General features: G+C 70.2%; 23 protein-coding genes and 1 tRNA gene. 18 read left to right on the top strand and 6 right to left on the bottom strand.

All coding sequences use genetic code 11. The features are described 5' to 3' along the window. Nucleotides 1-88: 88 nt before the first annotated feature. The 9 genes from RI211_RS12910 (at nt 89) to RI211_RS12870 (ending at nt 11,010) form a co-directional block, all read left to right on the top strand. Entirely contained in the window at nt 89-2,377 is a 2,289-nt protein-coding gene (locus RI211_RS12910; protein ID WP_315637844.1) for a DNA polymerase III subunit gamma and tau, read from the top strand. Continuing rightward, nucleotides 2,377-2,970, top strand: coding sequence for a recombination mediator RecR (recR, locus tag RI211_RS12905; protein ID WP_025104255.1), 594 nt, complete (start codon nt 2,377-2,379; stop codon nt 2,968-2,970). The genes RI211_RS12910 and recR overlap by 1 nt, the downstream gene beginning before the upstream one ends. Further along, nucleotides 2,967-3,881 (top strand): DMT family transporter, encoded by a 915-nt coding sequence (locus RI211_RS12900; RefSeq protein WP_315637845.1) that lies wholly within the window; start codon nt 2,967-2,969, stop codon nt 3,879-3,881. The genes recR and RI211_RS12900 overlap by 4 nt, the downstream gene beginning before the upstream one ends. 81 nt (nt 3,882-3,962) lie before the next feature. Further along, the gene (locus RI211_RS12895) at nt 3,963-5,243 is read left to right on the top strand and encodes an aspartate kinase (RefSeq protein WP_025104257.1); all 1,281 of its coding nucleotides are present in this window, start codon (nt 3,963-3,965) and stop codon (nt 5,241-5,243) included. A 345-nt stretch (nt 5,244-5,588) separates the two neighbouring features. Further along, nucleotides 5,589-6,659 (top strand): aspartate-semialdehyde dehydrogenase, encoded by a 1,071-nt coding sequence (locus RI211_RS12890; RefSeq protein WP_315637846.1) that lies wholly within the window; start codon nt 5,589-5,591, stop codon nt 6,657-6,659. 46 nt (nt 6,660-6,705) lie between these two features. Next, nucleotides 6,706-8,178 (top strand): malate:quinone oxidoreductase, encoded by a 1,473-nt coding sequence (locus RI211_RS12885; protein WP_315637847.1) that lies wholly within the window; start codon nt 6,706-6,708, stop codon nt 8,176-8,178. 9 nt (nt 8,179-8,187) lie between these two features. After that, a complete protein-coding gene (locus RI211_RS12880) occupies nt 8,188-8,841 on the top strand; it encodes a thymidine kinase (protein WP_315637848.1) in 654 nt (217 codons plus the stop codon). 158 nt (nt 8,842-8,999) lie between these two features. Next, nucleotides 9,000-9,722, top strand: coding sequence for a FadR/GntR family transcriptional regulator (locus RI211_RS12875; RefSeq protein WP_315637849.1), 723 nt, complete (start codon nt 9,000-9,002; stop codon nt 9,720-9,722). A 10-nt stretch (nt 9,723-9,732) separates the two neighbouring features. Then, on the top strand, nt 9,733-11,010 hold the full coding sequence (locus RI211_RS12870; RefSeq protein WP_268776719.1) for an alpha-hydroxy acid oxidase: 1,278 nt from the start codon (nt 9,733-9,735) through the stop codon (nt 11,008-11,010). An 85-nt stretch (nt 11,011-11,095) separates the two neighbouring features. Here the strand turns inward: RI211_RS12870 and RI211_RS12865 are convergent, their stop codons facing one another. From RI211_RS12865 to RI211_RS12845, 5 genes are all read right to left on the bottom strand, one after another. After that, nucleotides 11,096-11,863: an HAD-IIB family hydrolase gene (locus RI211_RS12865; protein WP_187662156.1), complete on the bottom strand. Its 768-nt coding sequence runs from the start codon at nt 11,861-11,863 to the stop codon at nt 11,096-11,098. Continuing rightward, nucleotides 11,860-12,336 carry a VanZ family protein gene (locus tag RI211_RS12860; protein ID WP_315637850.1) on the bottom strand — a complete coding sequence of 159 codons (477 nt, stop codon included), beginning with the start codon at nt 12,334-12,336 and terminating at the stop codon, nt 11,860-11,862. The genes RI211_RS12865 and RI211_RS12860 overlap by 4 nt, the downstream gene beginning before the upstream one ends. A 68-nt stretch (nt 12,337-12,404) precedes the next feature. Beyond that, nucleotides 12,405-12,481 (bottom strand) — tRNA-Pro (locus RI211_RS12855). A gap of 84 nt (nt 12,482-12,565) precedes the next feature. Further along, nucleotides 12,566-13,507, bottom strand: coding sequence for a metallophosphoesterase (locus RI211_RS12850; RefSeq protein ID WP_315637851.1), 942 nt, complete (start codon nt 13,505-13,507; stop codon nt 12,566-12,568). Next, nucleotides 13,498-16,059, bottom strand: a complete 2,562-nt coding sequence (locus tag RI211_RS12845; RefSeq protein WP_315637852.1) for a transglycosylase domain-containing protein — start codon at nt 16,057-16,059, stop codon at nt 13,498-13,500. Before RI211_RS12845 ends, RI211_RS12850 begins: the two co-directional genes overlap by 10 nt. An 89-nt stretch (nt 16,060-16,148) precedes the next feature. Here RI211_RS12845 and sp36 point away from each other — a divergent pair, with 89 nt between their 5' ends. Together sp36 and RI211_RS12835 are read left to right on the top strand one after the other, a co-directional pair. After that, nucleotides 16,149-16,373, top strand: coding sequence for a Sp36 family protein (gene sp36 / locus RI211_RS12840; protein WP_060921874.1), 225 nt, complete (start codon nt 16,149-16,151; stop codon nt 16,371-16,373). Continuing rightward, nucleotides 16,370-16,828, top strand: a complete 459-nt coding sequence (locus RI211_RS12835) for a RidA family protein (RefSeq protein ID WP_187662153.1) — start codon at nt 16,370-16,372, stop codon at nt 16,826-16,828. Before sp36 ends, RI211_RS12835 begins: the two co-directional genes overlap by 4 nt. A gap of 98 nt (nt 16,829-16,926) precedes the next feature. Here the strand turns inward: RI211_RS12835 and acs are convergent, their stop codons facing one another. After that, entirely contained in the window at nt 16,927-18,894 is a 1,968-nt protein-coding gene (gene acs, locus RI211_RS12830) for an acetate--CoA ligase (protein WP_315637853.1), read from the bottom strand. A gap of 398 nt (nt 18,895-19,292) precedes the next feature. On the opposite strand from acs, the gene RI211_RS12825 reads away from it, so the two are divergent. The 7 genes from RI211_RS12825 to tmk all read left to right on the top strand — a co-directional run bounded on the left by RI211_RS12825 (nt 19,293) and on the right by tmk (nt 25,698). Continuing rightward, entirely contained in the window at nt 19,293-20,297 is a 1,005-nt protein-coding gene (locus RI211_RS12825) for a TadA family conjugal transfer-associated ATPase (protein WP_315637854.1), read from the top strand. Continuing rightward, complete coding sequence (locus tag RI211_RS12820) at nt 20,291-21,190, top strand: type II secretion system F family protein (protein WP_315637855.1); 900 nt, start codon at nt 20,291-20,293, stop codon at nt 21,188-21,190. The genes RI211_RS12825 and RI211_RS12820 overlap by 7 nt, the downstream gene beginning before the upstream one ends. A gap of 38 nt (nt 21,191-21,228) precedes the next feature. After that, nucleotides 21,229-21,429, top strand: a complete 201-nt coding sequence (locus RI211_RS12815; RefSeq protein WP_259951391.1) for a DUF4244 domain-containing protein — start codon at nt 21,229-21,231, stop codon at nt 21,427-21,429. Nucleotides 21,430-21,491: 62 nt separating this feature from the next. Further along, a complete protein-coding gene (locus RI211_RS12810) occupies nt 21,492-21,785 on the top strand; it encodes a TadE family type IV pilus minor pilin (RefSeq protein WP_315637856.1) in 294 nt (97 codons plus the stop codon). Next, nucleotides 21,785-22,114, top strand: coding sequence for a helicase (locus RI211_RS12805; RefSeq protein WP_187662110.1), 330 nt, complete (start codon nt 21,785-21,787; stop codon nt 22,112-22,114). Before RI211_RS12810 ends, RI211_RS12805 begins: the two co-directional genes overlap by 1 nt. Before the next feature lie 78 nt (nt 22,115-22,192). Continuing rightward, complete coding sequence (gene topA, locus RI211_RS12800) at nt 22,193-25,072, top strand: type I DNA topoisomerase (protein WP_315637857.1); 2,880 nt, start codon at nt 22,193-22,195, stop codon at nt 25,070-25,072. Then, nucleotides 25,069-25,698: a dTMP kinase gene (tmk, locus tag RI211_RS12795; RefSeq protein ID WP_187662108.1), complete on the top strand. Its 630-nt coding sequence runs from the start codon at nt 25,069-25,071 to the stop codon at nt 25,696-25,698. The genes topA and tmk overlap by 4 nt, the downstream gene beginning before the upstream one ends. Nucleotides 25,699-25,753 lie beyond the last annotated feature (55 nt).

Below are 25,753 nucleotides of genomic sequence, written 5' to 3'. Positions count from 1 at the left end.
CGGGCGTCCGCAACGGGGTGGTTCGCGTGAAAGAGGCCGGGTCGAGCGAGAGGGGAGCAACGTCGGTGGCACGCCGTAGGCTGGAGGGGTGACCACAGCCCTCTACCGCCGCTACCGACCCGAGACGTTCGGCGAGATGATCGGGCAGTCGCAGGTGACCGATCCGCTCATGACCGCGCTGCGCGGCGACCGTGTGGGTCACGCCTATCTGTTCTCCGGTCCGCGTGGCTGCGGCAAGACCACCTCGGCGCGCATCCTCGCCCGTTGCCTCAACTGCGCGGAAGGGCCGACCGACACCCCCTGCGGGACGTGCCCGAGCTGCGTCGAGCTGTCCAGGGCGGGCGGGGGATCGCTCGACGTCGTCGAGATCGACGCGGCGAGCCACAACGGCGTCGATGACGCCCGCGACCTGCGGGAACGGGCCACCTTCGCTCCGAGCCGCGACCGCTTCAAGATCTTCATCCTCGACGAGGCGCACATGGTCACCCCGCAGGGCTTCAACGCGCTGCTGAAGCTGGTGGAGGAGCCCCCGCCGCACGTCAAGTTCATCTTCGCCACGACGGAGCCCGAGAAGGTGCTGGGCACGATCCGCTCGCGAACCCACCACTATCCGTTCCGACTGGTCCCGCCCGCTGCGATGCTCGAGTACGTCGAGAAGCTGTGTGCGGAAGAGGGCGTGATCGTCGAGCAGGGTGTGCTGCCGCTCGTCGTCCGCGCCGGAGGAGGCTCGCCCCGCGACACGCTGTCGCTGCTGGACCAGCTCATCGCGGGCTCGGACGCCCCGGCCGGCTCGGAGACCGTCACCGTCGGCTACGCGCGCGCGGTGGCGCTGCTCGGGTACACCCACGGGGCCCTCCTCGACGAGATCGTCGATGCGCTGGCGGCGGGCGACGCCGCGACCGCCTTCCCCGCCATCGACCGCGTCGTGCAGACCGGCCAGGACCCGCGGCGCTTCGTCGACGACCTGCTGGAGCGCCTGCGCGATCTCATCGTGATCGCCGCCGTCGGCTCCGGTGCCTCCGCCGTCCTCCGCGGCATCGCGGAGGACGAGCTCGACCGGATGCGCCGGCAGGCCGAGTCGTTCGGCGCCGCGCGCCTCTCGCGTACCGCCGACGTGGTCAGCGCGGCACTGGACGACATGTCCGGAGCCACATCGCCGCGGCTCCACCTCGAACTCATGGTCGCTCGTGTCCTCGCCGCCGCACCCGGAGGCTCGGCGGCGTCCGGCACCGCCGCGTCGGGCGCGCTGCACCCGCCGGCTACCACGCACCCGCCGGTGGTCCCGCCGGCGACCGCGACGCCGTCTCCGACCGTCGCATCCGACACGGGGAGGACGCCCGCTCCGGCGGCGCCCTCGACGCCCGCGGCGTCGGCTCCATCTGCTCCGACCGCCCCTGCAGACGCGCCCGAGCCTGCGCCCGCTCCGGAGCCTGAGCGCACCCCGGAGCCCGAGAGCACTCCCGAGCCCGGCCACGCTCCGGAGCCCCAGCCCGCTCCGACCCCGTCCCCGCAGTCGTCCTCCGCGCCGTCCGCTCCCGTCACGTTCGAGCGCGTCCGCGACGCCTGGCCGGCCGTGCTGAAGCGTTTGGAAGGCATCAGTCGCACGTCCTGGCTGCTCGCGACCGCCGTGCAGCCCCTCGCCTACGACGGCGATTCCGAGGTGCTGACCCTCGGGTTCACGAGCCAGCACGACGTCGCGAAGTTCAAGGGGACCACGCCGGGATCCGGCCCCTCCGACCACCTCCGCACAGCCATCGAGCAGGAGGTCGGGGTACGTGTCAAGTACCTCCCGGCACCGATGCCACCCGGCGGTGCGCCGCGGCAGCCGGCCTCGTCCGGATCCACCGCGCCGGCCGACGCCGCTCCCGCATCGGAGCCTGCGTCAGCACGGCCCTCCCGCCCGCAGACGCGCGCCGCCACGGCTCCCGTGACGGAATGGGCGGTCGCGCCCATCCCGACCGCAGATGCCGCGACACCGGCCGCCGCCCCCGCGGCGCCCCTCGCCGTCGACGACGAGCCGGAGGAGGTCGAGGCCGCCTCCGCCGCCCCGACCCCGCCGGCCGACGGCAGGGTCGACCGCGACGAGCCGCCGCTGCCCGGCGATGACGACGCTCCCGCGTTCGACGAGGAGCCGCCGTACGATCCGGCCTACGAGCCCCCGGCTCCGTACGACCGCCCTCCCTCCCCGCGGACGACACCGACGGCGGCCCCGCAGGCTGCCGCGCGCACGGCCCCCGCGGCTGCTCCGCCGGTCGTCATCGAGCGCACCCCCGCCGCGGGCGGCGTGCAGCGCTACGGTGAGGCCGTGATCCGCCAGGTGCTCGGCGCGACGTTCCTTCGCGAAGAGCCCTACGAGCCCCCCACGAGGTTCTCCTGATGTACGACGGCATCGTCCAAGAGCTGATCGACGAGTTCGGCCGCCTTCCCGGCATCGGCCCGAAGTCGGCGCAGCGCATCGCGTTCCATATCCTGCAGACGCCGACGTTCGACGTCGCCCGTCTCGCGGAGCTGCTGACCGAGATCCGCATCCGCGTCCGGTTCTGCGAGATCTGCGGCAACGTCGCGGAGCAGGAGCGGTGCGCGATCTGCCGCGACCCCCGCCGCAACCAGGCGCTGATCTGCGTGGTCGAGGACGCGAAGGACGTCGCGGCGATCGAGCGCACGCGGGAGTTCCGCGGCCTGTACCACGTGCTCGGCGGCGCGATCAGCCCCATCGCGGGCATCGGGCCGGACGACCTCCGGATCGCCCAGCTCATGACGCGGCTCGCCGACGGCACCGTGCAGGAGGTCATCATCGCCACGAACCCCAACCTGGAGGGGGAGGCGACGGCGAGCTATCTGAGCCGGCTCCTCACGACGATGCAGATCACGGTCTCACGGCTCGCCTCGGGCCTCCCGGTCGGCGGCGACCTCGAGTACGCGGACGAGGTGACGCTGGGCCGGGCCTTCGAGGGCCGGCGCGTGCTGTGACCCCGCAGTCCGGCTTCTCCCGCCGGGGCTGGCTGCTCTTCGGGGCCATGGCCCTGCTGTGGGGCGTGCCCTACCTCTTCATCAGCGTGGCGGTGGACTCGATCTCCCCGCCGGCGATCGTCGCTGGACGGACGCTGATCGCCGCGCTCCTCCTGCTGCCGTTCGCCCTGCGCAGCGGCGCCCTCCGTGCGGCGCTCCGGCACTGGCCATGGGTGCTGGCGTTCGGGGCCGTGGAGATGGCCGGACCGTTCCTCCTCCTCGGACACGCCGAGATGACACTGCCCTCCGGCATGACCGGACTCCTCGTGGCCACGGTGCCGCTGTTCGCCGCCCTCATCGCGCTGGGCGGCGGCGACCGCGGCGTGCTGCGTCCCGCCCGCGGCATCGGTCTTCTGGTCGGCTTCATCGGTGTGGCCATCGTCGTGGCGGGTCCCGGGTTCTTCGGGGGAGAGGTGAGCCTGCTCGCGGCCGGGGAGGTGCTGCTCGTCGCGGTGCTCTACGCGATCGCGCCGTTCATCGTGGCGCGCAAGCTGAACGACGTCCCCTCACTCGGCACGATCACGCTGTCGCTGCTCATGATCGGCCTCTTCTACCTCCCGATCGGTCTGCTCACGCAGCATGAGGTGCCGACGCTCCCGTCGATCGGTGCCCTGCTCGCCCTCGCCGTGATCTGCACGGCGCTGGCCTTCCTGGCCTTCTTCGCGCTGATCCGCGAGGTCGGGCCGGTCAGGGCGCCGCTGTTCACCTACGTGAACCCCGTCGTGGCGATCGTCCTCGGCGCGATCGTGCTCGCCGAACCCCTCACCCCTGGTCTCCTCCTCGGATTCCCGCTGATCATCATCGGCTGCTGGTTCGCCGCCACCGGAGGACGCCTGCGTCCGGTGACGCCCGTTCCGCCCGCGCCGGCCTGAGCCGTCACATGCGCGGGGCGGCATGCGCGCCGATCGTAGAATGACCGTGGGCGGATCCGCCCGACATCCCAGGGAGTGAACGTGGCCCTCATCGTGCAGAAGTACGGCGGCTCGTCCGTCGCCGACGCAGAGAGCATCAAGCGCGTCGCCAAGCGCATCGTCGACACCCGTCGCGCCGGTCACGACGTCGTCGTCGCCGTGAGCGCGATGGGCGACACGACCGATGAGCTGCTGGACCTCGCGAACGAGGTCGCGCCGATCCCTGCTCCGCGCGAGCTCGACATGCTCCTCTCCAGCGGCGAGCGGATCTCGATGGCGCTGCTGGCGATGGCGATCCACTCCATGGGCTTCGAGGCGCGGTCGTTCACCGGCAGCCAGGCCGGCATGATCACCGACTCGCAGCACGGCGCGGCGCGCATCGTTGACGTCACGCCCGTCCGGCTCCGCGAGGCGCTCGACGAGGGCGCAATCGTCATCGTCGCGGGCTTCCAGGGCTTCAACCGCGACACCCGCGACATCACCACCCTCGGCCGCGGCGGGTCGGACACGACGGCGGTCGCGCTGGCGGCCGCGCTGTCCGCCGATGTCTGCGAGATCTACAGCGACGTCGACGGCATCTTCACAGCCGACCCGCGCGTGATCCCGAAGGCGCAGAAGCTCGACCACGTCTCCAGCGAGGAGATGCTGGAGCTCGCCGCCAACGGTGCCAAGGTCCTCTACATCCGTGCCGTGGAGTACGCCCGCCGGCACGGCGTCCTCATCCACGCCCGGTCGACGTTCTCGTCGGCCGAGGGCACATACGTTCTGGGCGAGGGCATGAAGAACCCTCGCGAAGCCGAGGGAGCAGTCATGGAAGAACCGATCGTCGCCGGCGTCGCCACCGACTTCAGCCAGGCCAAGATCACCGTCGCCGGGGTGCCGGACGTCCCTGGCAAGGCCGCCGAGATCTTCAAGATCGTCGCGAAGTCCGGCGCCAACGTCGACATGATCGTCCAGAACGTGTCGGCGACGGGACGCACCGACATCTCCTTCACGGTTCCCAAGGCCGACGCCGCTGCCGCGCTCAAGGCCCTCGCCGGCGAGCAGACCGAGGTCGGCTTCCAGAACCTCATCCACGACGACCAGATCGGCAAGCTGTCCGTGGTCGGCGCGGGCATGCGCACGCACTCCGGCGTCTCGGCGACCCTGTTCGAGGCCCTGTCCGCCGGCGGCATCAACATCGAGATGATCTCCACCTCGGAGATCCGCATCTCGGTCGTGCTCCGCGACACCGATCTCACCGAGGCCGCCCGCACGGTGCACACCGCCTACGGCCTCGACGGCGACGCGGAGGCCACGGTCCACGCCGGCACCGGTCGCTGACCCCCTCACGAGCTCCCTCTTCTCCCGCCACCGCAGGCTTTCGCGCCTGTTCAGGCCGTGCTGCCCACGCTCGCCTGCTGTCGCGCGCTCGCCTGTTTCCGCGGGTCTGCCTGATCTCCCGCACCCGCGCCTACGCAGGCTTTCGCGCCGACGCAGGCTCTGTCGCCCACGCTCGCCTGTGCCCGCGTGTCAGCCTGTTCTCGCGAGCGGCGTACGAGGAGAGCCGAGGGGAGCGTGGCGCGATAGACTCGCGGAAACCCTGACACCGGCGCCAGGCGCAGCCTCAGCATCCCGACGCCGCGCCCGAAGCCTCGTACGCCGTACCGCACGAAGCCAAGGAACATCATGACCCGCATCTCCGAATCAGGACTCTCCGTCGCCATCGTCGGCGCCACCGGCCAGGTGGGCACCGTGATGCGCGAGATTCTCGCGGAGCGTTCGTTCCCGATCCGCGAGCTGCGGCTGTTCTCGTCGGCGCGTTCCGCCGGCACGGCGATCGAGTTCGGCGGGCAGACGGTGATCGTGGAAGACGTCGAGGCGGCCGACCCGTCGGGCATCGACATCGCCCTGTTCTCCGCCGGTGCCGCCGCCAGCCGGGCATACGCGCCGCGCTTCGCCGAGGCCGGCGCCGTGGTCGTCGACAACTCCAGCGCCTGGCGCATGGACCCCGAGGTCCCGCTCGTCGTCAGCGAGGTCAACCCGCACGCGATCGACGACCGCCCCAAGGGCATCATCGCCAACCCGAACTGCACCACGATGGCCGCGATGCCGGTGCTGAAGGTCCTCGACGCCGAGGCCGGCCTCGAGCGCCTGATCGTGTCCACCTACCAAGCGGTCTCCGGGTCCGGACTCGCCGGTGCGCAGGAGCTGCTCGGCCAGGTCGAGGGCGTGCTCGCGCAGGGCGACACCCTCCGCCTGGTCCACGACGGCTCCGCGGTCGACTTCCCCGAGCCCGAGAAGTACGTCGCCCCGATCGCCTTCGACGTGATCCCGCTCGCGGGCAACCTCGTGGACGACGGGGACAACGAGACCGACGAGGAGAAGAAGCTCCGCAACGAGAGCCGGAAGATCCTCGAGCTGCCCGACCTCCGCGTCGCCGGCACGTGCGTCCGGGTGCCGGTGTTCACGGGCCACTCGCTGTCGATCCATGCCGAGTTCTCCCGCGATCTGACGCCCGACCGCGCCAGGGAAGTGCTGAGCGCGGCGCCCGGTGTCGTGCTCGACGAGGTGCCGACCCCGCTGCAGGCCGCGGGCAAGGACCCGAGCTTCGTGGGCCGCATCCGCGCCGACCAGTCGGCTCCGGAGGGCAAGGGCCTCGTGCTCTTCATCAGCAACGACAACCTCCGCAAGGGGGCGGCGCTGAACGCGGTGCAGATCGCCGAGGTGCTCGCGGAGCGTCTCGCCCCGGTCTCCTGACGGCCGCATGGTCTGCGGTGTCCTGCCCGCGAACTAGACTGTTCGAGTGACTGAAAACGTCGATGTCGTCCTGATCGGCGGTGGCATCATGAGCGCCACCCTGGGTACCCTGCTGCACGAGCTGCAGCCGGACTGGAAGATCGTCGCCTTCGAGCGGCTGTCGGACGTGGCGCAGGAGAGCTCGAATCCCTGGAACAACGCCGGGACCGGGCACGCCGCGCTGTGCGAGCTGAACTACATGCCGCAGCAGGGTGACGCGCCGCTCGACCCCGCCAAGGCGATCTCGATCAACGAGCAGTTCCAGCAGAGCCGCCAGTTCTGGTCCTCCCTCGTCGAGAAGGGCGTGCTGGACGAGCCGTCGACCTTCATCAACGCGACACCGCACATGACGTTCGTGCGCGGCGAGAAGGACGTGGCGTACCTCAAGAAGCGTTACGAGGTGCTCAAGGAGCAGCCGCTGTTCGCGGGCATCGAGTACAGCGAGGACTCCCGCGTCATCAACCAGTGGGCGCCGTTGCTCATGCAGAAGCGCCGCAAGGGTGAGCCGTTCGCGGCCACCCGGGTGCCCGCCGGCACGGACGTCGACTTCGGTGCGCTCACGCATCAGCTCTTCGGCCACCTCCGCGACTCGGGCGTCTCGGTCCGCACGAACCACGAGGTCAAGTCCCTCACGCGTCAGAAGGACGGCACCTGGCTCATCAAGTACCGCACGACGATCGGCCGCACTCCGAACGAGATCAAGGCGAAGTTCGTGTTCGTCGGCGCGGGCGGGTGGGCGCTCAAGCTCCTGCAGAATTCCGGCATCCCCGAGATCAAGGGCTACGGCGTCTTCCCGATCGGTGGACAGTTCCTCAAGACGACCAACCCGAAGATCGTCGCGCAGCACAAGGCCAAGGTCTACTCGCAGGCCTCGGTCGGCGCGCCGCCGATGTCGGTCCCGCACCTCGACACGCGTGTCGTCGACGGCGAGGCCTCGCTCATGTTCGGCCCGTTCGCGACGTTCAGCCCCAAGTTCCTCAAGAACGGGTCGATGCTCGACATCGTCACGCAGGTCCGTCCGCACAACCTCTGGCCGATGGTGCGGGTGGCTTTCGCGAACCCCGACCTCATCACGTACCTCATCAGCGAGCTGATGAAGAATCACCGCAAGAAGGTCGACAGCCTCCGCACCTTCATGCCCACCGCGAAGGACGAGGACTGGACGCTCATCGACGCCGGTCAGCGGGCGCAGGTCATGAAGAAGGACCCGAAGAAGGGCGGCGTGCTCCAGTTCGGAACCGAGGTCGTCGCGGCCGGTGACGGCTCGATCGCGGGCCTCCTCGGTGCGTCGCCCGGCGCCTCCACGGCCGTGCCGATCATGCTCGACCTGCTGAAGAAGTGCTTCCCCGGCGAGTACCCGGGCTGGGAGTCGCAGCTGCGCGAACTCATCCCCACCTTCGGCCGGAAGCTCAACGGTGACGCGGAGCTCGCGGAGGAGTCCACCACCGCCACTGCCGCCGTCCTCGGCCTCAACGCCTGACCCGGGACCGTGGCGAAGCTCTACTTCCGCTACGGCGCGATGAACTCGGGCAAGTCGACCGCCCTCCTGCAGGCTGCCTACAACTATGAGGAGCGCGGCCAGCACGTGCTGCTCGCCAAGCCCGCGATCGACACCAAGGGTGCGGGGGAGATCGAGAGCCGCCTCGGGGTCACGCGTCCGGTCGACGTCCTCATCGGACCGGAAGACGACGCCCGCGCGCTCTTCGCGATCCATCGGGAGCGCCTGCGTCGGTCGACGGAGGAAGAGCTCATCCCGACGGGGCCCGTCGACGTGGCCTGCCTGCTCGTCGACGAGGCGCAGTTCCTGACTCCGACCCAGATCGACGACCTCTTCCGGATCGCGGTGGAGGACGGCATCCCGGTGATGGCCTACGGGATCCGCAACGACTTCCGCACGCACGCCTTCCCCGGATCGGCCCGGCTCCTCGCCATCGCGCACTCGCTCGAGGAACTGAAGACGATCTGTCGCTGCGGGCGCAAGGCGGTGTTCAACGGGCGGGTGGTCGGCGGCCGGTTCGTGTTCGACGGCGACCAGGTCGCGATCGACGAGGGTGCCGACGGCTCTTCCTCGCCCGAACTCACGACCTACGAGTCGCTGTGCGGCACCTGCTACCTGGAGGAGTCCGGCGGCCGTCTCGGCTGATCCCACCTCCGACCCACCCCCTTCCGGTCGACCCACCCCTCTGCGCGCGTACGCAAGCGGCCGGGGCGCACGAAAAGGGGTGGGTCGGCGGCGCAGTGGTCCCGCATTGCGTGGTCTGACCACACGCGCTAACCTGTGGTCTGACCACAGGAGGCGGGATGACGGAGCAGCCGGCGCGTGCATGGCGACTCGTGCTCGAGCACATCGAGCGTGATCTGCTCGACGGTCGCCTCGGCCCGGGCGACCGGCTGCCGTCGGAGCGCGACCTCGCCAGCGACCTCGGCGTCGGGCGATCGAGCGTGCGGGAGGCCTTCCGGGTGCTCGAGGTGCTCGGACTCATCCGCACCGCGACCGGCTCCGGCCCCCAGTCGGGCGCCATCGTCATCGCCACGCCCACCGGCGGCATGTCCGCGCTCCTGCGGCTCCAGGTGGCCGCGCAGGGCTTCCCGCTCGACGACGTGGTCCGCACGCGTCTCGTGCTGGAGGACGCGGTCGTCGAGGCCATGGCCGCCGCCTCGGACCGCGACACCTCCCGGGCACACGAGCTGCTCACCGCGATGGATGACGGTGCCCTCACGCCGGCCGAGTTCCTGGCCCTCGATGCGCAGCTGCATCTCTCCCTCGCCGAGGGCAGCGGCAACACGGTCATCGCGGCGATGATGGCGGGGCTCCGTTCCTCCATCGAGTCCTACGTGCTCGCCGGGGCCGCGACCGTCGACGACTGGGATCGGATGGCCGCCCGCCTGCGCTCCGAGCACCGCGCTCTGGTCGCGGCGATCGACGACGGCGACGCGGACACCGCCCGCCGTCTCGTCCGCGCCCATATCACCGGCTACTACACCGCCGCGGGTCTCACCCGCGCCATCACACCGCAGAACTGAGAGGCAGAACATGGTCCAGCGCCAGCTCCCCAACCCCGCCGAGCTGTTGGAGCTCATGAAGTTCAAGAAGCCGGAGCTCGACGGGCGCAAGCGGCGCCTCGACGCCGCGCTCACCATCGACGACCTGCGGAAGATCGCCAAGCGCCGCACGCCGAAGGCCGCCTTCGACTACACGGACGGTGCCGCCGAGGGCGAGCTGTCGCTGAGCAGAGCCCGCCAGGCGTTCCAGGACGTCGAGTTCCACCCCGGGATCCTCAAGCCGGCCCCGGACGTGGACACGGCCGTCGACATCCTCGGTGGCCCCTCCGCGCTCCCGTTCGGCATCGCGCCGACCGGCTTCACCCGCCTCATGCAGACGGAGGGCGAGGTCGCGGGCGCCGGAGCCGCGGCCGCCGCGGGCATCCCGTTCACCCTGTCCACCCTCGGGACCACGTCGATCGAGGACGTCAAGGCGGCGACGATCCGGGAGCCGCAGGGGCCCGTGCCCGGTCGGAACTGGTTCCAGCTCTACGTGATGCGTGACCGCGAGATCTCCTACGAGCTCGCCCGTCGTGCCGCGGCCGCCGGCTTCGACACCCTGCAGTTCACCGTCGACACCCCGGTCGCCGGTGCCCGTCTCCGTGACAAGCGCAACGGCTTCAGCATCCCGCCGCAGCTCACGCTCGGCACGATCATCAACGCGATCCCGCGGCCGTGGTGGTGGTTCGACTTCCTGACCACCCCGAAGCTGGAGTTCGCGTCGCTGAGCACGACCGGCGGCACCGTGGGCGAGCTCCTCGACGCGGCGATGGATCCGACCATCAGCTACGACGACCTCGCCGTCATCCGCGACATCTGGCCCGGCAAGATCGTGATCAAGGGCGTGCAGAACGTCGAGGACTCCGTGCGCCTGCGGGATGCGGGCGTGGACGGCATCGTCCTGTCGAACCACGGCGGACGTCAGCTCGACCGCGCGCCCATCCCGTTCCACCTCCTGCCCGAGGTCCGTCGTGCGGTCGGCGACGACTTCACGGTCATGATCGACACCGGGATCATGAACGGCGCCGACATCGTGGCGTCCGTCGCGCTGGGCGCCGACTTCACGCTTATCGGCCGCGCGTACCTGTATGGCCTGATGGCGGGCGGACGGCAGGGCGTCGACCGCACGATCGCCATCCTGCGCAGCGAGATCGAGCGCACGATGCGGCTGCTCGGCGTCGCGTCGCTCGCGGAGCTCGAGCCGGCCCACGTGACCCAGCTCACGCGCCTGGTGCCCGTCTCCCGCGCCGCCGGCGTCGAGGTGCACTGACCCACCTGCACGGCCAGGTCACGCCTGCACGACGGACTCCGCCCTCTCGTCGTGCAGGCGTGTCGAAGTCGTGCGGGCGAGCGTGTCAGACCCGGGTGGAGAGGGTCGGCAGCAGCTCCTGCAGGCGGGCGGCCGTGTCCTCCCAGCCCTCGACGGCCACGGACGGCACTCCGAGCGCGAGGACCGGGTAGTCGTTGCCGCCCTCGTCGAGGCGGTCACCGTAGAAGAGCATCGCGGTCAGATCGATGCCGGTGTGGGTGGCGAGCTGCCGCATGCCGAAGGCCTTGTCGATCCCGGCGCGGGTGATGTCGATCGAGGTCGAGCCGCCCGAGCGCACCTCGAGGCCCGGAAGCCGCGCGGCCACCGCATCACGAAGCGCCCCGCGCTTCGAGCCCGTCGGATCCCACGCGTGCTTCGCGTCGCGCGGCGCCTGCTGACCGAGCGCGGAGAACGTGATCTGCGAGCCGCGGTCTTCCAGGATCTCCCCCCAGGGCTCCGCCTCCCACAGTCCGAGGCGCTCCGCCTCCTCGCGCAGGGCGGTGAGGGCGGCGGTCTTCTCGTCGTCGCTCAGGTCATGCGCGTACACCGCGACGAAGTCGGTGCCGTCATGCCGCAGGTAGCGCGTGCCGCACGTCGGCAGCAGGTGCAGGCGGGCGAGCGCCTCCGGATCGGCATCCGCGAGCTGAGCGACGACCTGCGAGCGGAACTGCGCCTCGTTGCCGCCGGAGATGATCGCGACCTCCACCGACCGCAGCAGCTCACCCAGAAGCGCGGCGATCTGCGGGTCGATCGTGCCCTTGGACGGCGCGAGCGTGTCATCGAGGTCGAAGGCGACGAGAGAGGGCGATGTCATGATGCCTCCACTGTAGGTGTTCGCGGCCGGGAGGACGGTGTGGCGGCGAGCAGCGTGCAGAATATCGCGAGGACGACGCCGATGGTCGCGCCGGTGGAGTTGGCCACCACGTCGCTCACGGTGGCGGCGCGATGGGGGAGGGCCACGTACTGCGCGGTCTCGATGGCGAGGGAGAGCGCGGGGCCGACGAGCAGCGACAGCGGCCAGGCGCGACGGGGGACGAGCAGGAAGGCGAGGACGCCGACGGGGATGAAGACGGCGATGTTCGCCAGCACCTCGAGGCGCGTGAAGTCCAGGCTCGTCCAGCCGAGCCGCCGGATCGCGCGAAGGAGGAGGTCGAGCAGATTGGGCATCGTCTGCTCCACGCGGGCAGGCGTGAGGGTCAGGAGGGCCACGCCGATGAGGAAAGGGAGTCCGAGGGCGACGGCCCACACGCGCGTCGAACGTCGCGGCGGTGGCAGGAGCCTCCCCATGCGTTCCCCTCTCGCACGACATCCCGATACAGAGAAGGCCGCCCCTGCGGGCGGCCTTCTCGTGTCACTGGTCGGGGTGACAGGATTTGAACCTGCGACCTCTTCGTCCCGAACGAAGCGCGCTACCAAGCTGCGCCACACCCCGTTTTGCAACCCTCCGAGTCTACAGCGAAATGCCTCCAGCACCGAATCGAGCGCTCCCATCCGCGTGGCGGATCCGTCTCGCGGGTCAGGCGCGCGGGGTCAGGGTGAGCAGTGTCGCCTCGGGACGGCACGCGAAGCGGACCGGCGCGTAGATCGAGTGCCCACAGCCGGCGCTGACGTTCAGGGGTACGGAACGGTCGCCGTGCGTCCAGGTGCTGAGCCCCTTGGCCTGCTTCAGCGGGATGTCGCAGTTGGCCACGATGGCCCCGAAGCCGGGGAGGCAGACCTGTCCGCCGTGCGTGTGGCCGCCGAGGACGGCGTCCGCACCGAGGTCGACGAAGCCGTTGAGCACGCGCTGATACGGCGCGTGCGTGACTCCGAGCACCGGCGTCGCATCCGTCCGCGGGCCCAGCGCCTCGAGGGCCGCGGGCAGCACGTCCAGCCGCTCCCAGTCGCGGTGGGCGTCGTCGACGCCGAACAGGTCGACCGCGGCGCCCCGCACCGTGAGGCGCGTCGCCGCGTTGTTCAGGTCGGCCCAGCCGAGCTCGTCCGTGAAGTAGCGGTCCATCCCGGCCGTGTCGAGCAGCGTGGGCTCGCGGTGCTTCTGCGACGGCCCGGAGAAGTACCGCAGCGGATTGCGGGGGGAGGGGCCGTTGACGTCGTTGGAGCCGTGCACGAACACGCCAGGGATGCCGGCGAAGGGGGCGAACGCCCGGCGGATGCCCTGCAAGCCCTCTTCGTGCCCGAGGTTGTCGCCCGTGTTGACGATGAGGTCGGGCTTCAGGTCGGCCAGGGACGCGAGCCAGTCCTGCTTCCGGTGCTGCCAGGGCGCCATGTGCGCATCGGAGAGATGCAGGATGCGCAGCGGCGCCGCGCCCGACGGAAGCGCCTCTGCCGAGACCTCCCGCACCGTGAACAGATGCCGCTCGATACCGATACCCCAGATCGCCGCGGCCGCACCGACGGCCCCCACCGCGCCGAGCGCGATGAGGGCCGGGTGCGCCGCGCGGGACGCGCCTACTTGCACGACACTCGGATCGGCGTGGCCTTCGTGGCCGCGGAGTTCGCAGCGGGGGTCGTCGCGGTCACGGTCGCCCCTTCCGCGTTACAGGATCCTTCTCGCTCGACCGTCGTGAAGCCGGCGGCGACGAGGGCGGCGTTCGCCTCGGTCGGACTCTGCCCCGTCACATCGGGGACGGTCGCGCCGTTGCCGTTGCTGGGCGAGATCGTGATGGTGGCTCCGGCGGCCGCCTGGCCGGACGGGTTCTGCTCGACGACGATGTTCGTCGCCTTGTCGCTGTCCACGGGGGCGCCCACGGAGACATCGAAACCGGCGCGCTCGAGGTTCGCAGTCGCCTCCTCGACGGTCTGCCCGACGACATCCGGCACGTCGACACGGATCTGCCGGATGAGGTTGCCGTCCGGCTCCGGGAACCGGTCGCCGCCGTAGGCCTGGTTCGCGGCGTGCTGCGCGGCTCGCGCCAGCGGGTACCGCACCTCGTTGAGGAGGTGGCTGCCCGTCCAGACGTTGAACACGTTGTCGTGGTTTCCGTTCGAGCGGCCGGCCCACACCGCGGTCGCGACCTTGGTGCTGGACTCGATCATCATCGTGGACCAGAGGTCGTGCGTTCCCGTCTTTCCGATCAGCGGGGTGCCGTCGAACGGGTTGGCACGCGCACCCGTGCCGCCGCCGGCCATGACGCCCTGCAGCGCATAGGCCGCGGTCGCCGCGACCTCCTTCGAGAGCACACCCTCGGTGCAGGACGCCTTGGGGAGCGGTCGCTCCTTGCCCTCGGCGTCGATCACCTTGTCGATCGCGCGGGGCGTGCAGTATGTGCCGCCGCTGGCGACCGTCGCGTAGGCGTTGGCCATCGCGATGGGGGAGATGTTCTTCGGGCCGAGGACGTCGTAGGGGACGTTCTCTTCCGTGACCTTCTCGCCGCTGGCCAGGGTGACGCCCATCTTGTCGGCGACCTTGTTGATGTCGCAGACGTCGAGCTTGGAGGCCATCGCGAAGTAGCCACTGTTGAGCGACTGCGCGGTGAAGGTCATCGGGGTCCCCGGATAGCCGCGACTGCGGCCGAAGTTGCCGATCTTCGCGGTGTCCGTCGGCTGCGGGCTGCCGCAGACCGGGATCTGCAGGTTGGACTGCACGGTGCCGTTCAAGTTCTCCCGCACGGAGTGGCCCTTCTCGAGCCAGTCGATGAGGGTGAAGAGCTTGTAGGTCGAGCCGACCTGGAAGCCGCCGGATTTACCGTACTTCTGGTCGCCCGCGAAGACGAGCGACGAGTACTGCTGGTCGGTGGTCGGGGTCTCCGCGAACTTGGTGTTCTGCGTGATCGAGAGGATGCGGCCGGTGCCGACCTCGATCGAGACGCCGGCAGCACCGAAGTACTTGTTGTCGAAGTTCGCCGGGACGACGTTGGCCATCTCTTCGGCCGCCGGGTCCTGCACGCGGAAGTCGAGGGTCGTGTAGATCTTGAGACCACCGCGGCGGAGCAGGTCACGACGCTCCTGGATGTCCGCACCGAACGCCTCGTCGTTCTCGACGATCGATTTCACGTACTGGCAGAAGTACGCGTTGCGGCCGGCGGCCGCGCATCCCTGGGTGGGGACCTTGATGGCAGGCTCGATCGCCGCGGCCTTTGCCTCGTCATGCTGGGCCTGGGTGATCTTGCCGTCGGTGAGCATGCGCCCGAGCACGTAGTCGCGGCGATCCTTGGCGTCCTTGTAGCCGTCCTCGGCGGAGTTGTGCGCGACGCCGTCGTCGGTCGTGTAGGTCCCGCCGGGCTTGTCGATGCGGTACGTGTTCGGGTTCTGCACAATGCCGGCGAGCGTCGCGGCCTGGCCGACGGTGAGCCTCGCCGCCGAGGTCGAGAAGTAGTAGCGCGCGGCGGCTTCGATGCCGTAGACGGTGCCGCCGAAGTTCGCGATGTTCAGGTAGCCGAGGAGGATGTCGTTCTTCGAGTAGTCCTTCTCGATCTGGATGGCGTAGCGCATCTCCTGGAGCTTGCGCTCGATGCCGTCCACGCCGGAGGCGTTGGTCGCGTCCTGCCAGCACTGCTGCAGCTCGTCCGCGTACGTCTCCGAAGCCGTGTTGACATTCTGCTCGCACTGCTGGATGCGGACGTTCTTCACGAACTGCTGGCTGATCGTCGAGGCGCCGCGGCTGGAGGTGCCCCGCACGTTGTCGACGAGGGCCTTCACGGTCGCGCCGAGGTTGACGCCGCCGTGGGTGTAGAAGTTCTTGTCCTCACTGGAGAGGATCGCGTCGTAGAGGACCGGTGCGACCTGCTCGTAGGTGACCGGCACGCGGTTCTGCTCGTAGAACGACGCCAGCACGACCGGCTTGCCCTCGGGGTTGGTCGCGTAGATCGTCGACTGCTCCATCGGGGTGTCGACCTTGAGCACCTCGGGCAGCTCATCGAAGATCGTCAGTGCCGTGGAGCCGGCGACGCCGGTCATCGCGAGGACGGGGGTGACGCTGGCGGTGACCAGCAGACCGGCGATGGCGCTCAGTCCGACGAGCCCGACGAGACCGCCGAGCACGCCCTTCACCGTGCGGTTCTTTTGGGGCATACGCTTGATCGTAGGGGAGTTCCCTGAATACCGGCTTTGATGAGCGCGGCCCGGTCTGCCCTGGACGCGCCCTGATCGACAGGAGTGCCATGACCACGTGGGAGTACCTCACCACGCCGCTGCTGATCCACAACACCGCGGCCATCCTCAACAACTGGGGCAAGCAGGGCTGGGAGCTCGTCCAGGTGGTGCAGGGCCCCGAAGGTGGTCTAGTCGCCTACTTCAAGCGCCCCGTGACGACGGACGGCTCGGCCAACGCCGGTCTCGCCGCTGCCGCCGAGGCCTCGCGCCAGTTCGAGGGAGGCCAGGCATGAGCGTCGCCGCCCGTCTCTCCGAGCTCGGCATCGAGCTGCCCGCCGTCGCCGCTCCGGTCGCCGCCTACGTGCCGGCGGTCGTGCACGGCGGACTCGTCTACACGTCGGGCCAGCTCCCGTTCGTCGACGGCGCCCTCCCCGCGACTGGCAAGGTCGGCGCGGAGGTCTCCGCAGAGGACGCGAAGGCGTACGCCAGGACGTGCGCCCTGAACGCGCTCGCCGCGGCCGCCGATGTCGCGGGCGGTGTCGACCGGATCGCCGGCGTCGTCCGCGTCGGCGGCTTCGTCGGCTCTGCGGAGGGCTTCACCGGACAGCCTGCTGTCATCAACGGCGCGAGCGAGGTGCTCGGCGAGATCTTCGGCGAGGAGGGACGGCACGCTCGCGCTGCTGTCGGCGTCGCGGAGCTCCCGCTCGGCAGCCCCGTCGAGGTCGAGGTCACGTTCCGCCTCGCGTAGTCCCCGCGCCCGGCCCGCCGAGACCCCGCGCAAACGTCGAGACCCCCTGCTGCAGACATCTGCAGCAGGGGGTCTCGACGTGAACCCGGGGTCTCGCGTTACTTGACCTGGGCGGAGATGATACTCATCACGGCGGTGTCGGCGAGCGTCGTGGTGTCACCGACCTCGCGGCCCTCGGCGACGTCGCGCAGCAGGCGTCGCATGATCTTCCCGGAGCGGGTCTTCGGCAGCTCGCCCACGATGTACACGTCGCGGGGACGCGCGATCGCGCCGATCTGCTCGCCCACCCATAGCCGCAGCTGCTGCGCGAGTCCGGCCGGGTCGTGGGCGGAGAGGTAGCTCTCCTTGATGATGACGAACGCCACGACCGCCTGACCGGTGGTCTCGTCCGATGCGCCGACGACCGCGGCCTCGGCGGTGGCCTCGTGTGCCACGAGGGAGGACTCGATCTCCGCGGTCGACAACCGGTGGCCGGAGACGTTCATCACGTCGTCGACCCGGCCGAGCAGCCAGAGGTCGCCGTCCTCGTCGAGCCGGGCGCCGTCGCCGGCGAAGTAGTAGCCCTTGTCCTCGAACTTCTCCCAGTACGTCTCGCGGAAGCGCTCGGGGTCGCCCCAGATGCCGCGCAGCATGCTCGGCCAGGGCTCCGTGACCACGAGGAGACCGCCGTTGCCGTTACCGACCTCGACGCCCTGCTCGTCCACCACGTCGATCGAGATGCCCGGCAGCGGCACCTGCGCGGAGCCCGGCTTCGTGGCGGTGACGCCGGGGAGGGCGGACACCATGATCGCGCCGGTCTCGGTCTGCCACCAGGTGTCGACGATGGGGGCCGTGCCGGCGCCGATGACCTCGCGGTACCACATCCACGCCTCGGGGTTGATGGGCTCTCCGACCGAACCGAGCAGACGCAGCGACGACAGGTCGAACTTCTGCGGGACGCTCCGGCCGATCTTCATGAAGGAGCGGATCGCGGTCGGGGCCGTGTAGAAGATCGAGACCTTGTACTTCTCGATGAGCTCCCACCAGCGGCCCGGGTGCGGGGTGTCCGGGGTGCCTTCGTACAGCACCTGGGTCGCGCCGTTGGCGAGGGGGCCGTAGGTGACGTAGCTGTGTCCGGTGATCCAGCCGATGTCGGCGGTGCACCAGTAGACGTCGGTCTCCGGCTTCAGGTCGAAGACGTTCTTGTGCGAGTACGCCGCCTGGGTGAGGTAGCCGCCGGAGGTGTGCAGGATTCCCTTCGGCTTCCCCGTCGTGCCCGAGGTGTAGAGGATGAAGAGGGGGTTCTCGGACGGGAAAGCCTGGGCGGTGTGGTCGGCCGAGGCCGCGGGAACGACGTCGTGCCACCACAGATCACGGCCGTCCGTCCACTCCACGTCGTTCTCGCCGCGCTTGACCACGAGCACGTGCTCGACGGTCTGCTGCTCGCCCTCGCCGCGGTCGGCCAGGGCCTGGTCGACCGCCGGCTTCAGCGCCGAGACGCGGCCCTTGCGGTAGCCGCCGTCCGCGGTGATGACGAGCTTGGCGCCGGCGTCGTCGATCCGGGAGCGCAGGCTGTCCGCGCTGAAGCCGCCGAAGACGACCGAGTGGATGGCGCCGACGCGGGCCACGGCGAGCATCGCGGCGATCGCCTCGGGGATCATCGGCAGGTAGACCGCGACCCGGTCGCCCTGACCGATGCCGAGCCCCTCGAGCACGTTCGCGACGCGCTTGACCTCATCGGTCAGCTCGGCGTAGGTGATGCGACGGCTGTCCCCGGGCTCGCCCTCCCAATACAGCGCGACGCGGTCGCCGTTGCCGGCCTCGACGTGACGGTCGAGGCAGTTGTACGCGACGTTGAGCTCGCCGTCGTCGAACCACTTGGCGAAGGGCGGGTTGCTCCAGTCGAGGACCTGCGTGAAGGGCTTGTGCCAGTGCACGAGCTCGCGTGACTGGTCGGCCCAGAAGCCCTCGCGGTCCGTGGCTGCGCGCTCGTAGAGCTCCTGCGAGGCGACGGATTGGGCGGCGAACTCCTCCGACGGCGCGAAGCGCCGGGTCTCGTCGAGAAGGTGATCGATCTGACTGCTCATCGGCAGGCGCTCCTTTGCGGCGTTCGGGTCATGCAGGCATGGCCGCAGGGGGAGTGCGACCAGGTCAGGGCGAATCTATCCCCGCCCCTGACCGCCGAATACTGCCGAAAGTCGGTACTCGGATGGGTTTTGTCAGGACGGTCGCCTTGCGTACACTCGACGACAGCCGAAATCTCATTCCGGCCCTGGCGCGCCCGATTCCCCCGATCGAGAGCTGCCGTGGGCGGCATCTCATTCCCCCCGTGAGGTGCCGCCCTTTCTCATGGGAGCGCTCTCTCTGGTTCGATGCCCTCCGCTCGCTCCTCCACTGCGGATCGGTCTGTGGGGTTGTGCACATGCTCTGTGAGCGCCCGCGCACGTCCGCTGGCTGAGGTCCGCAGGCCGCCTAGCGTCGCCGTATGCCCGATCGATTCGTCATCCACCCGCGGCCCTCAGGGCCCACGGATCCGGTGCGCGCCCCGCAGGAGGCGCTCCGGAACGAGCCGGCGTTCGCTCCGCTCGCCGCCTTCCTCGACGAGGACGTCACGGACCTGTTCGTGAACGGCGCGGACACGCTGTTCGTGGACCGGGGAAGCGGCGCGGAGCGCGTGCCGTCCTGGCGCGCCACGGAGCGTGAAGTCCGTGACCTCGCCGTCGCCCTCGTGGCCCTCGGCGGCCGCCATCTCGATGACCAGACGCCGTGCGTCGATGTGCGGCTCGGTTCCGGGGTGCGCGTGCATACCGCATTGGCCCCTATCGCTGCGCAGGGCACCGCCATCTCTATCCGGGTTCCTCGCGTACACGTGGCTGACCTCGACGCCCTGGCGGAACGCGGAGCCTTCGACGCCCGGCAGCAGCGATGGCTCGGCGGACTCGTGCGCGACCGGGCGAACCTCCTCCTCACCGGGGGGACGGGAACCGGAAAGACGACGCTGCTGTCGGCGCTCCTTTCCGCCGCCCCACCCGGTGAGCGGATCGTCACCATCGAAGACGTGGCGGAGCTCAGACCCCGGCATCCGCACCACGTGGCGCTGGAGGCGCGTCAGGCCAACCTGGAAGGAGCGGGTGGGATCGATCTCGCGCGGCTGGTGCGGGAGTCCCTGCGGATGCGACCGGATCGGCTCGTGGTGGGAGAGTGCCGGGGCGAGGAGGTACGAGAACTCCTCACTGCTCTCAACACCGGACACGACGGCGGGGCCGGCACACTGCACGCGAGCGGCCTGGCCGACGTGCCGGCGCGGCTGGAGGCGTTGGGAGCGCTCGCCGGTATGGACGCGGTGGCCCTCGGGCGTCAGGCGGTGAGCGCGTTCACCATGGTGCTCCATCTCGAGCGGGCGCCGGGCGGGACGCGGCGACTCGCGAAGGCCGGCCGGCTCGTGATGGCGAGGGATCGTCTCGCGATCGAGGAGGTGCAGCCGTGGTGAGGCTCGTCGCGCACGCACCGTCGGCGGAGCAGGGATCCGACGTCGCCGATTCCGTGCAGACGCTCGCGGTGCTGCTCCAGGCCGGCGCGGTCCCGCTCGTCGCCTGGCGTCATCTGGCGCGCACCGGAGACCCGGTGGCCGTGGCGGTGCTGGCACGAACGGAAAAGGGTGTGCCGTTGGTCTCCGCGATCGAGGAGCAGGGCGGGATGTGGACGGAGTTGGCGGCGGCGTGGGAGATCGCCACCACCGTCGGGGCCCCACTGGCCGATGTGCTGCGCTCGATCGCCGAGGCTCTGCGCGACGCCGCATCCGCCGCTGACGACGTGCGGGTCGCGCTCGCCGAGCCTGCGGGCACGGCGCGCCTGCTGCTCTGGATGCCGTTGGCCGGTCTGCTGCTCGGCGTCGCGCTGGGATTCGACGCCTGGGGCGTCATCGTCGGGAACCCTCTGGGGGCCGCCTGCGTCGTCACCGGTCTGCTGTTCGTCGTCCTCGCCCGGCTCTGGACGCAGGCTCTGCTGCGCCGCGCGCGGCCGCAGCCGGGGACCCCGGGGATGGCTGCGGAGCTCGTGGGGGTGGCGTTGGCGGGAGGCGCACCGATCGACCGCGCTGTCGAACTGGTGGCAGAGACGAGGGTGGTCGATGCGGCCGGACGCGACCGTGTGCAAGAGGTGCTCGATCTCTCCCGCGCGGCCGGCGTCCCCGCCGTCGAACTCCTCCGCGCGACCGCGGCGCAGGACCGGCACCGGGCACGGGTCCACGGTCGTCTTCGCGCTGCTCGGCTCTCCACGCGCCTGCTGCTTCCGCTCGGCGTCTGCACACTGCCGGCATTCCTCCTGCTCGGCGTGGCACCGCTGCTGCTCAGCGTGTTCGCCGCCACACCGCTGCCGACCTGACGACCCCCTCCACACCGATGAAGAAAGAGGTACCGAAGATGAATGACACCCTTCCCACCCTGAACCGACGCCGCGCCCTCGCTCTCTTCGGGGACGACACCGGCGCGGCGACCGCCGAGTACGCCATCACCACGATGGCCGCTGTCGCGTTCGCGGGACTGCTGGTGGCCATCATGCGCTCGGATGAGGTGCGGGGCATCCTCACGGGGCTTGTCCGCCGCGCCCTGACCGTGTCGTGACGGCCCTTCGCGAGCGACCGCGGGGCGGGAGCGAACGAGGCGCCGTCGCGGCGGAGCTCGCCATGGCGCTGCCCGCCGTCGTGCTGGTGCTGCTGCTCGGGGCCGGGGCTCTCGCGGCCGCGTCCCGGCAGGTGGCGCTCCAGGATGCGGCAGCGGACGCAGCCCGCCTGCTCGGACGGGGCGAGGACACGGCGACGGCTGCGCGCATCGTGCACGCGGCGGTCCCCGGCGCCGGGGCCTCGTTCGCCTCCACCGGGGACCTGGTGTGCGCCACGGCGACCGTCCGGGTCTCGGTCGGCGCCGTCATCAGCTTCCCCTTGCGCGCCTCGAGCTGCGCTCTCGATGGGGGCCGTTGATGGCGGGCTCGGCGCTCGCGGCCGCCCTCCTCGTCGTGAGCGCGACCTTGTCCGTCGGGCTCGCGGCGGTGGGCGGTGCGGCGGTCACGGCACAGCGCGCGGCGGGTGCGGCCGACGCCGCCGCACTCGCCGCGGCCGATGCCGCCAGCGGTGCCGTGGCGACGGCGGATGAGCCGTGCGCGCTCGCGGCGAGGGTCGCCGCGGCAGGCGGGGCGGCGTTGACGAGCTGTTCGCTGGAAGGGTATGTGGCGACCGTGTCTGTGGAGGCGGCGTACGCTGGACTCGCCGCCGTCTCCCGAGCCCGCGCCGGGCCACCCGAGGAATCATGACGACGGCCTTACCCCTCGCCCGCTGTGAACGACCCCGAATAGCGGTGTGTATGGTGTGCTTCGAAGAAAGGACGCCCCTTGGCTGAAGGCAAGAAGCTCGTCATCGTCGAGTCCCCGACGAAGATGCGGTCTATTCAGGGATACCTCGGCGACGGTTACGAGGTGCTCAGCTCCGTCGGCCACATCCGCGATCTCGCCGACAAGAAGGACATCCCGGCCGAGGACAAGAAGGCGTACGGCAAGTACTCCATCGACATCGAGAACGGCTTCGACCCCTACTACGTGGTGTCGGACCGCAAGACCAAGACGGTCGCCGAACTCAAGCGCGCGCTCAAGCACGCCGACGAGGTCCTGCTCGCCACTGATGAGGACCGCGAGGGCGAGGCGATCGCGTGGCACCTGCTGGAGACGCTGAAGCCGAAGGTGCCGGTCAAGCGCATGGTGTTCCACGAGATCACCAAGGACGCGATCCAGGCCGCGGTCGGCAACACCCGCGAGCTCGACCATGCCCTCGTCGACGCGCAGGAGACCCGGCGCATCCTCGACCGCCTCTACGGGTGGGACGTCTCGCCCGTGCTCTGGTACAAGGTCAAGACGGGGATCTCCGCCGGCCGGGTGCAGTCCGCCGCGACGCGCCTCATCGTCGACCGTGAGCGCGAGCGCATGGCCTTCGTGTCCGCGGAGTACTGGGACGTGGATGCCGACGCCGCGGCGACCGGCACCTCCTTCCGCATCCGCCTCGTGCGCGTGGACGGCGGACAGCTCGCCCGGGGGTCCGACTTCGACGACACCGGGAAGCTCAAGAAGGCGGTCGTCGTCCTCGACGAGGCCAAGGCGGCTGCCCTGGCGCGAGCCGTCGACGCCGCGGGGGCAGGAACCGTCACCAAGGTCGAGGCCAAGCCCGGCACGCGCAGCCCCTACGCGCCGTTCACCACCTCCACCATGCAGCAGGAGGCGGGCCGCAAGCTCTCGATGAGTGCGAAGCAGGCGATGAGCGTCGCCCAGCGCCTCTACGAGAAGGGGTACATCACCTATATGCGTACCGACTCCACGGCGCTGAGCACCCAGGCGGTGCAGGCGGCGCGGAGCCAGGCCGTCGCTCTCTACGGCGACAGCGCGGTGCCCCTGAAGCCGCGCGTGTACAAGTCGAAGAGCAAGAACGCCCAGGAGGCGCACGAGGCGATCCGTCCCTCGGGGGAGAACTTCCGCACGCCGTCCTCGCTGTCCGGCGAGCTCGACCGCGAGGAGCAGCGGCTCTACGACCTCATCTGGAAGCGCACCGTCGCGAGCCAGATGTCGGACGCGAAGTACGAGACGACGACCGTCACCATCGCAGTCGAGGCGGACGGCCAGACCGCCGAGTTCACTGCCTCGGGCACCGTCTACACCTTCAAGGGCTTCCTGGAGGCGTACGAAGAGGGGCGTGACGAGAAGCGCAGCGACGCGGACGCCGCCGAGAACCAGTCCCTGCCCGCGGTCTCCGTCGGGGATGAGCTGGCCGTGTCCGCCGCGGAGGCGAAGGGGCACCGCACCACGCCGAAGCCGCGCTACACCGAGGCCTCGCTGGTGAAGGTGCTCGAGGAGAAGGGCATCGGCCGGCCCTCGACCTTCGCCACGATCCCGGAGACCATCCTCGACCGCGGGTACGCGGTCAAGCGCGGACAGGCCCTCGTGCCGACATGGCTCGCGTTCAGCGTGGTGCGCCTGCTCGAGGAGCACTTCGCCGAGCTCGTCGACTACGACTTCACCGCCGCGCTGGAGGACGATCTCGACACCATCGCGCGCGGCGAGCAGAACCGCGTGGAGTGGCTGAAGTCGTTCTACTTCGGCTCCGACTCGCACGTGGGTCTTCGCCAGGTCGTCGACAACCTCGGCGAGATCGACGCCCGCGCGCTGAACTCGACGCGGATCACCGACACCGCGACGCTGCGCTTCGGCAAGTACGGTCCCTATCTCGAGGTGGCGGACCCGAAGGATCCGGAGGCCAAGCCGCGGATCGTCAACGTCCCCGAAGACCTCGCGCCCGACGAGCTCACGGCGGAGAAGGCCCAGGAGCTCATCGATGCGCCGGTCGCCGGTGACCGCGTCCTCGGCGTGAACCCGGAGAACGGCAAGGTCGTCGTTGTCAAGGACGGACGCTTCGGTCCCTACGTGCAGGAGAACGATCCGGTCTCCGAGGATGCCGCCGTCGACGAGGCCACCGGTGAGGTCGTCGACCTTCGACAGGCTCAGGCACCCAGCGCGAAGGGGAAGCGCGGCGCGAAGAAGGAAGCGGCGCCCAAGCCCCGCACCGCCTCGCTGTTCCGCTCGATGTCGGTGGACACGATCGACCTCGACACCGCGCTGCAGCTGCTGAGCCTGCCGCGCGTCGTCGGCGTCGACCCGGAGACGGGTGACGAGATCACCGCGCAGAACGGGCGCTTCGGTCCGTATCTGAAGAAGGGCGCCGATTCCCGGTCGCTCGAGAGCGAGTCGCAGATCTTCGAGGTGACTCTGGAGCAGGCTCTGGAGATCTACCAGCAGCCCAAGTACGGCGCCCGCCGGGCGTCGAGCGCGCTGGCCGAGTTCGACGCCGACCCGGTGAGCGGCAAGCCTATCCGTGTGCGCGACGGCCGGTTCGGGCCGTACGTCACCGACGGTGAGACGAACGTCACGATCCCGCGCGGACAGACCCCGGACGACATCACGTTCGAGATCGCCGTGCAGATGCTCGCGGACAAGCGCGACAAGGGTCCGGCGCCCAAGCGTGGAGCGGCCAAGAAGGCACCGGCCAAGAAGGCCCCCGCGAAGAAGGCTCCAGCCAAGAAGGCTCCGGCGAAGACGGCCGCCTCCACCGCGAAGAAGTCCACGGCGAAGACGTCGACCACCTCCGCGGCCCGCTCGGCGGCGGCGAAGAAGGCGGCGGCGACCCGGGCGGCGAACGCGGCGGCGAAGGCGGCAGAGAAGGCGGACTCGTGACCGCAGGCTCCGGCCTCTGGATCACGCTGGAGGGCGGGGACGGCTCCGGGAAGACGACCCAGTCGAACCTCCTGGCCACCTGGCTGGAGCAGAGCGGTCAGACGGTCGTGCGCACCCGGGAGCCGGGAGGTTCCGAGGTCGGGCAACTCATCCGCGACATCGTGCTCCACCACCGCGGCGACATCGCCCCGCGTGCGGAGGCGCTGCTCTACGCCGCCGACCGCGCACACCACGTCGCCACGGTCGTCCGACCCGCACTCGCTCGCGGTGAGATCGTGCTGCAGGACCGCTACCTCGACTCCTCGGTGGCCTACCAGGGCGCCGGACGTGTTCTGGACGCCACGGAGATCCGCGACCTGTCGCTCTGGGCCGCCGAAGGGGCTCTTCCGGATCTCACCGTCCTGCTGGACCTCGATCCGGCCACCGCGCGCATGCGCCTCGATTCGGCCGACAAGCCGTTCGACCGGCTGGAGGCCGAGAAGGAGGCCTTCCACTCCCGCGTGCGCGAGGCCTATCTCGACCTGGCCCGCGCGGAGCCTGGGCGGTTCCTCGTGATCGACGCCGCTGACGCACCCGAGCGCATCGCCGACCGCATCCGCGCCCGGGTCTCCGCACTCTTCGACTGATCCTCCCCGGAGACATCGTCATCCGGACGGACGCAGAGTCGCCGCCGGGTGGTGG

The organism is Microbacterium meiriae, from assembly GCF_032364335.1.
Lineage (GTDB): Bacteria > Actinomycetota > Actinomycetes > Actinomycetales > Microbacteriaceae > Microbacterium > Microbacterium meiriae.
This window is presented reverse-complemented; position numbering and strand designations above follow the sequence as displayed.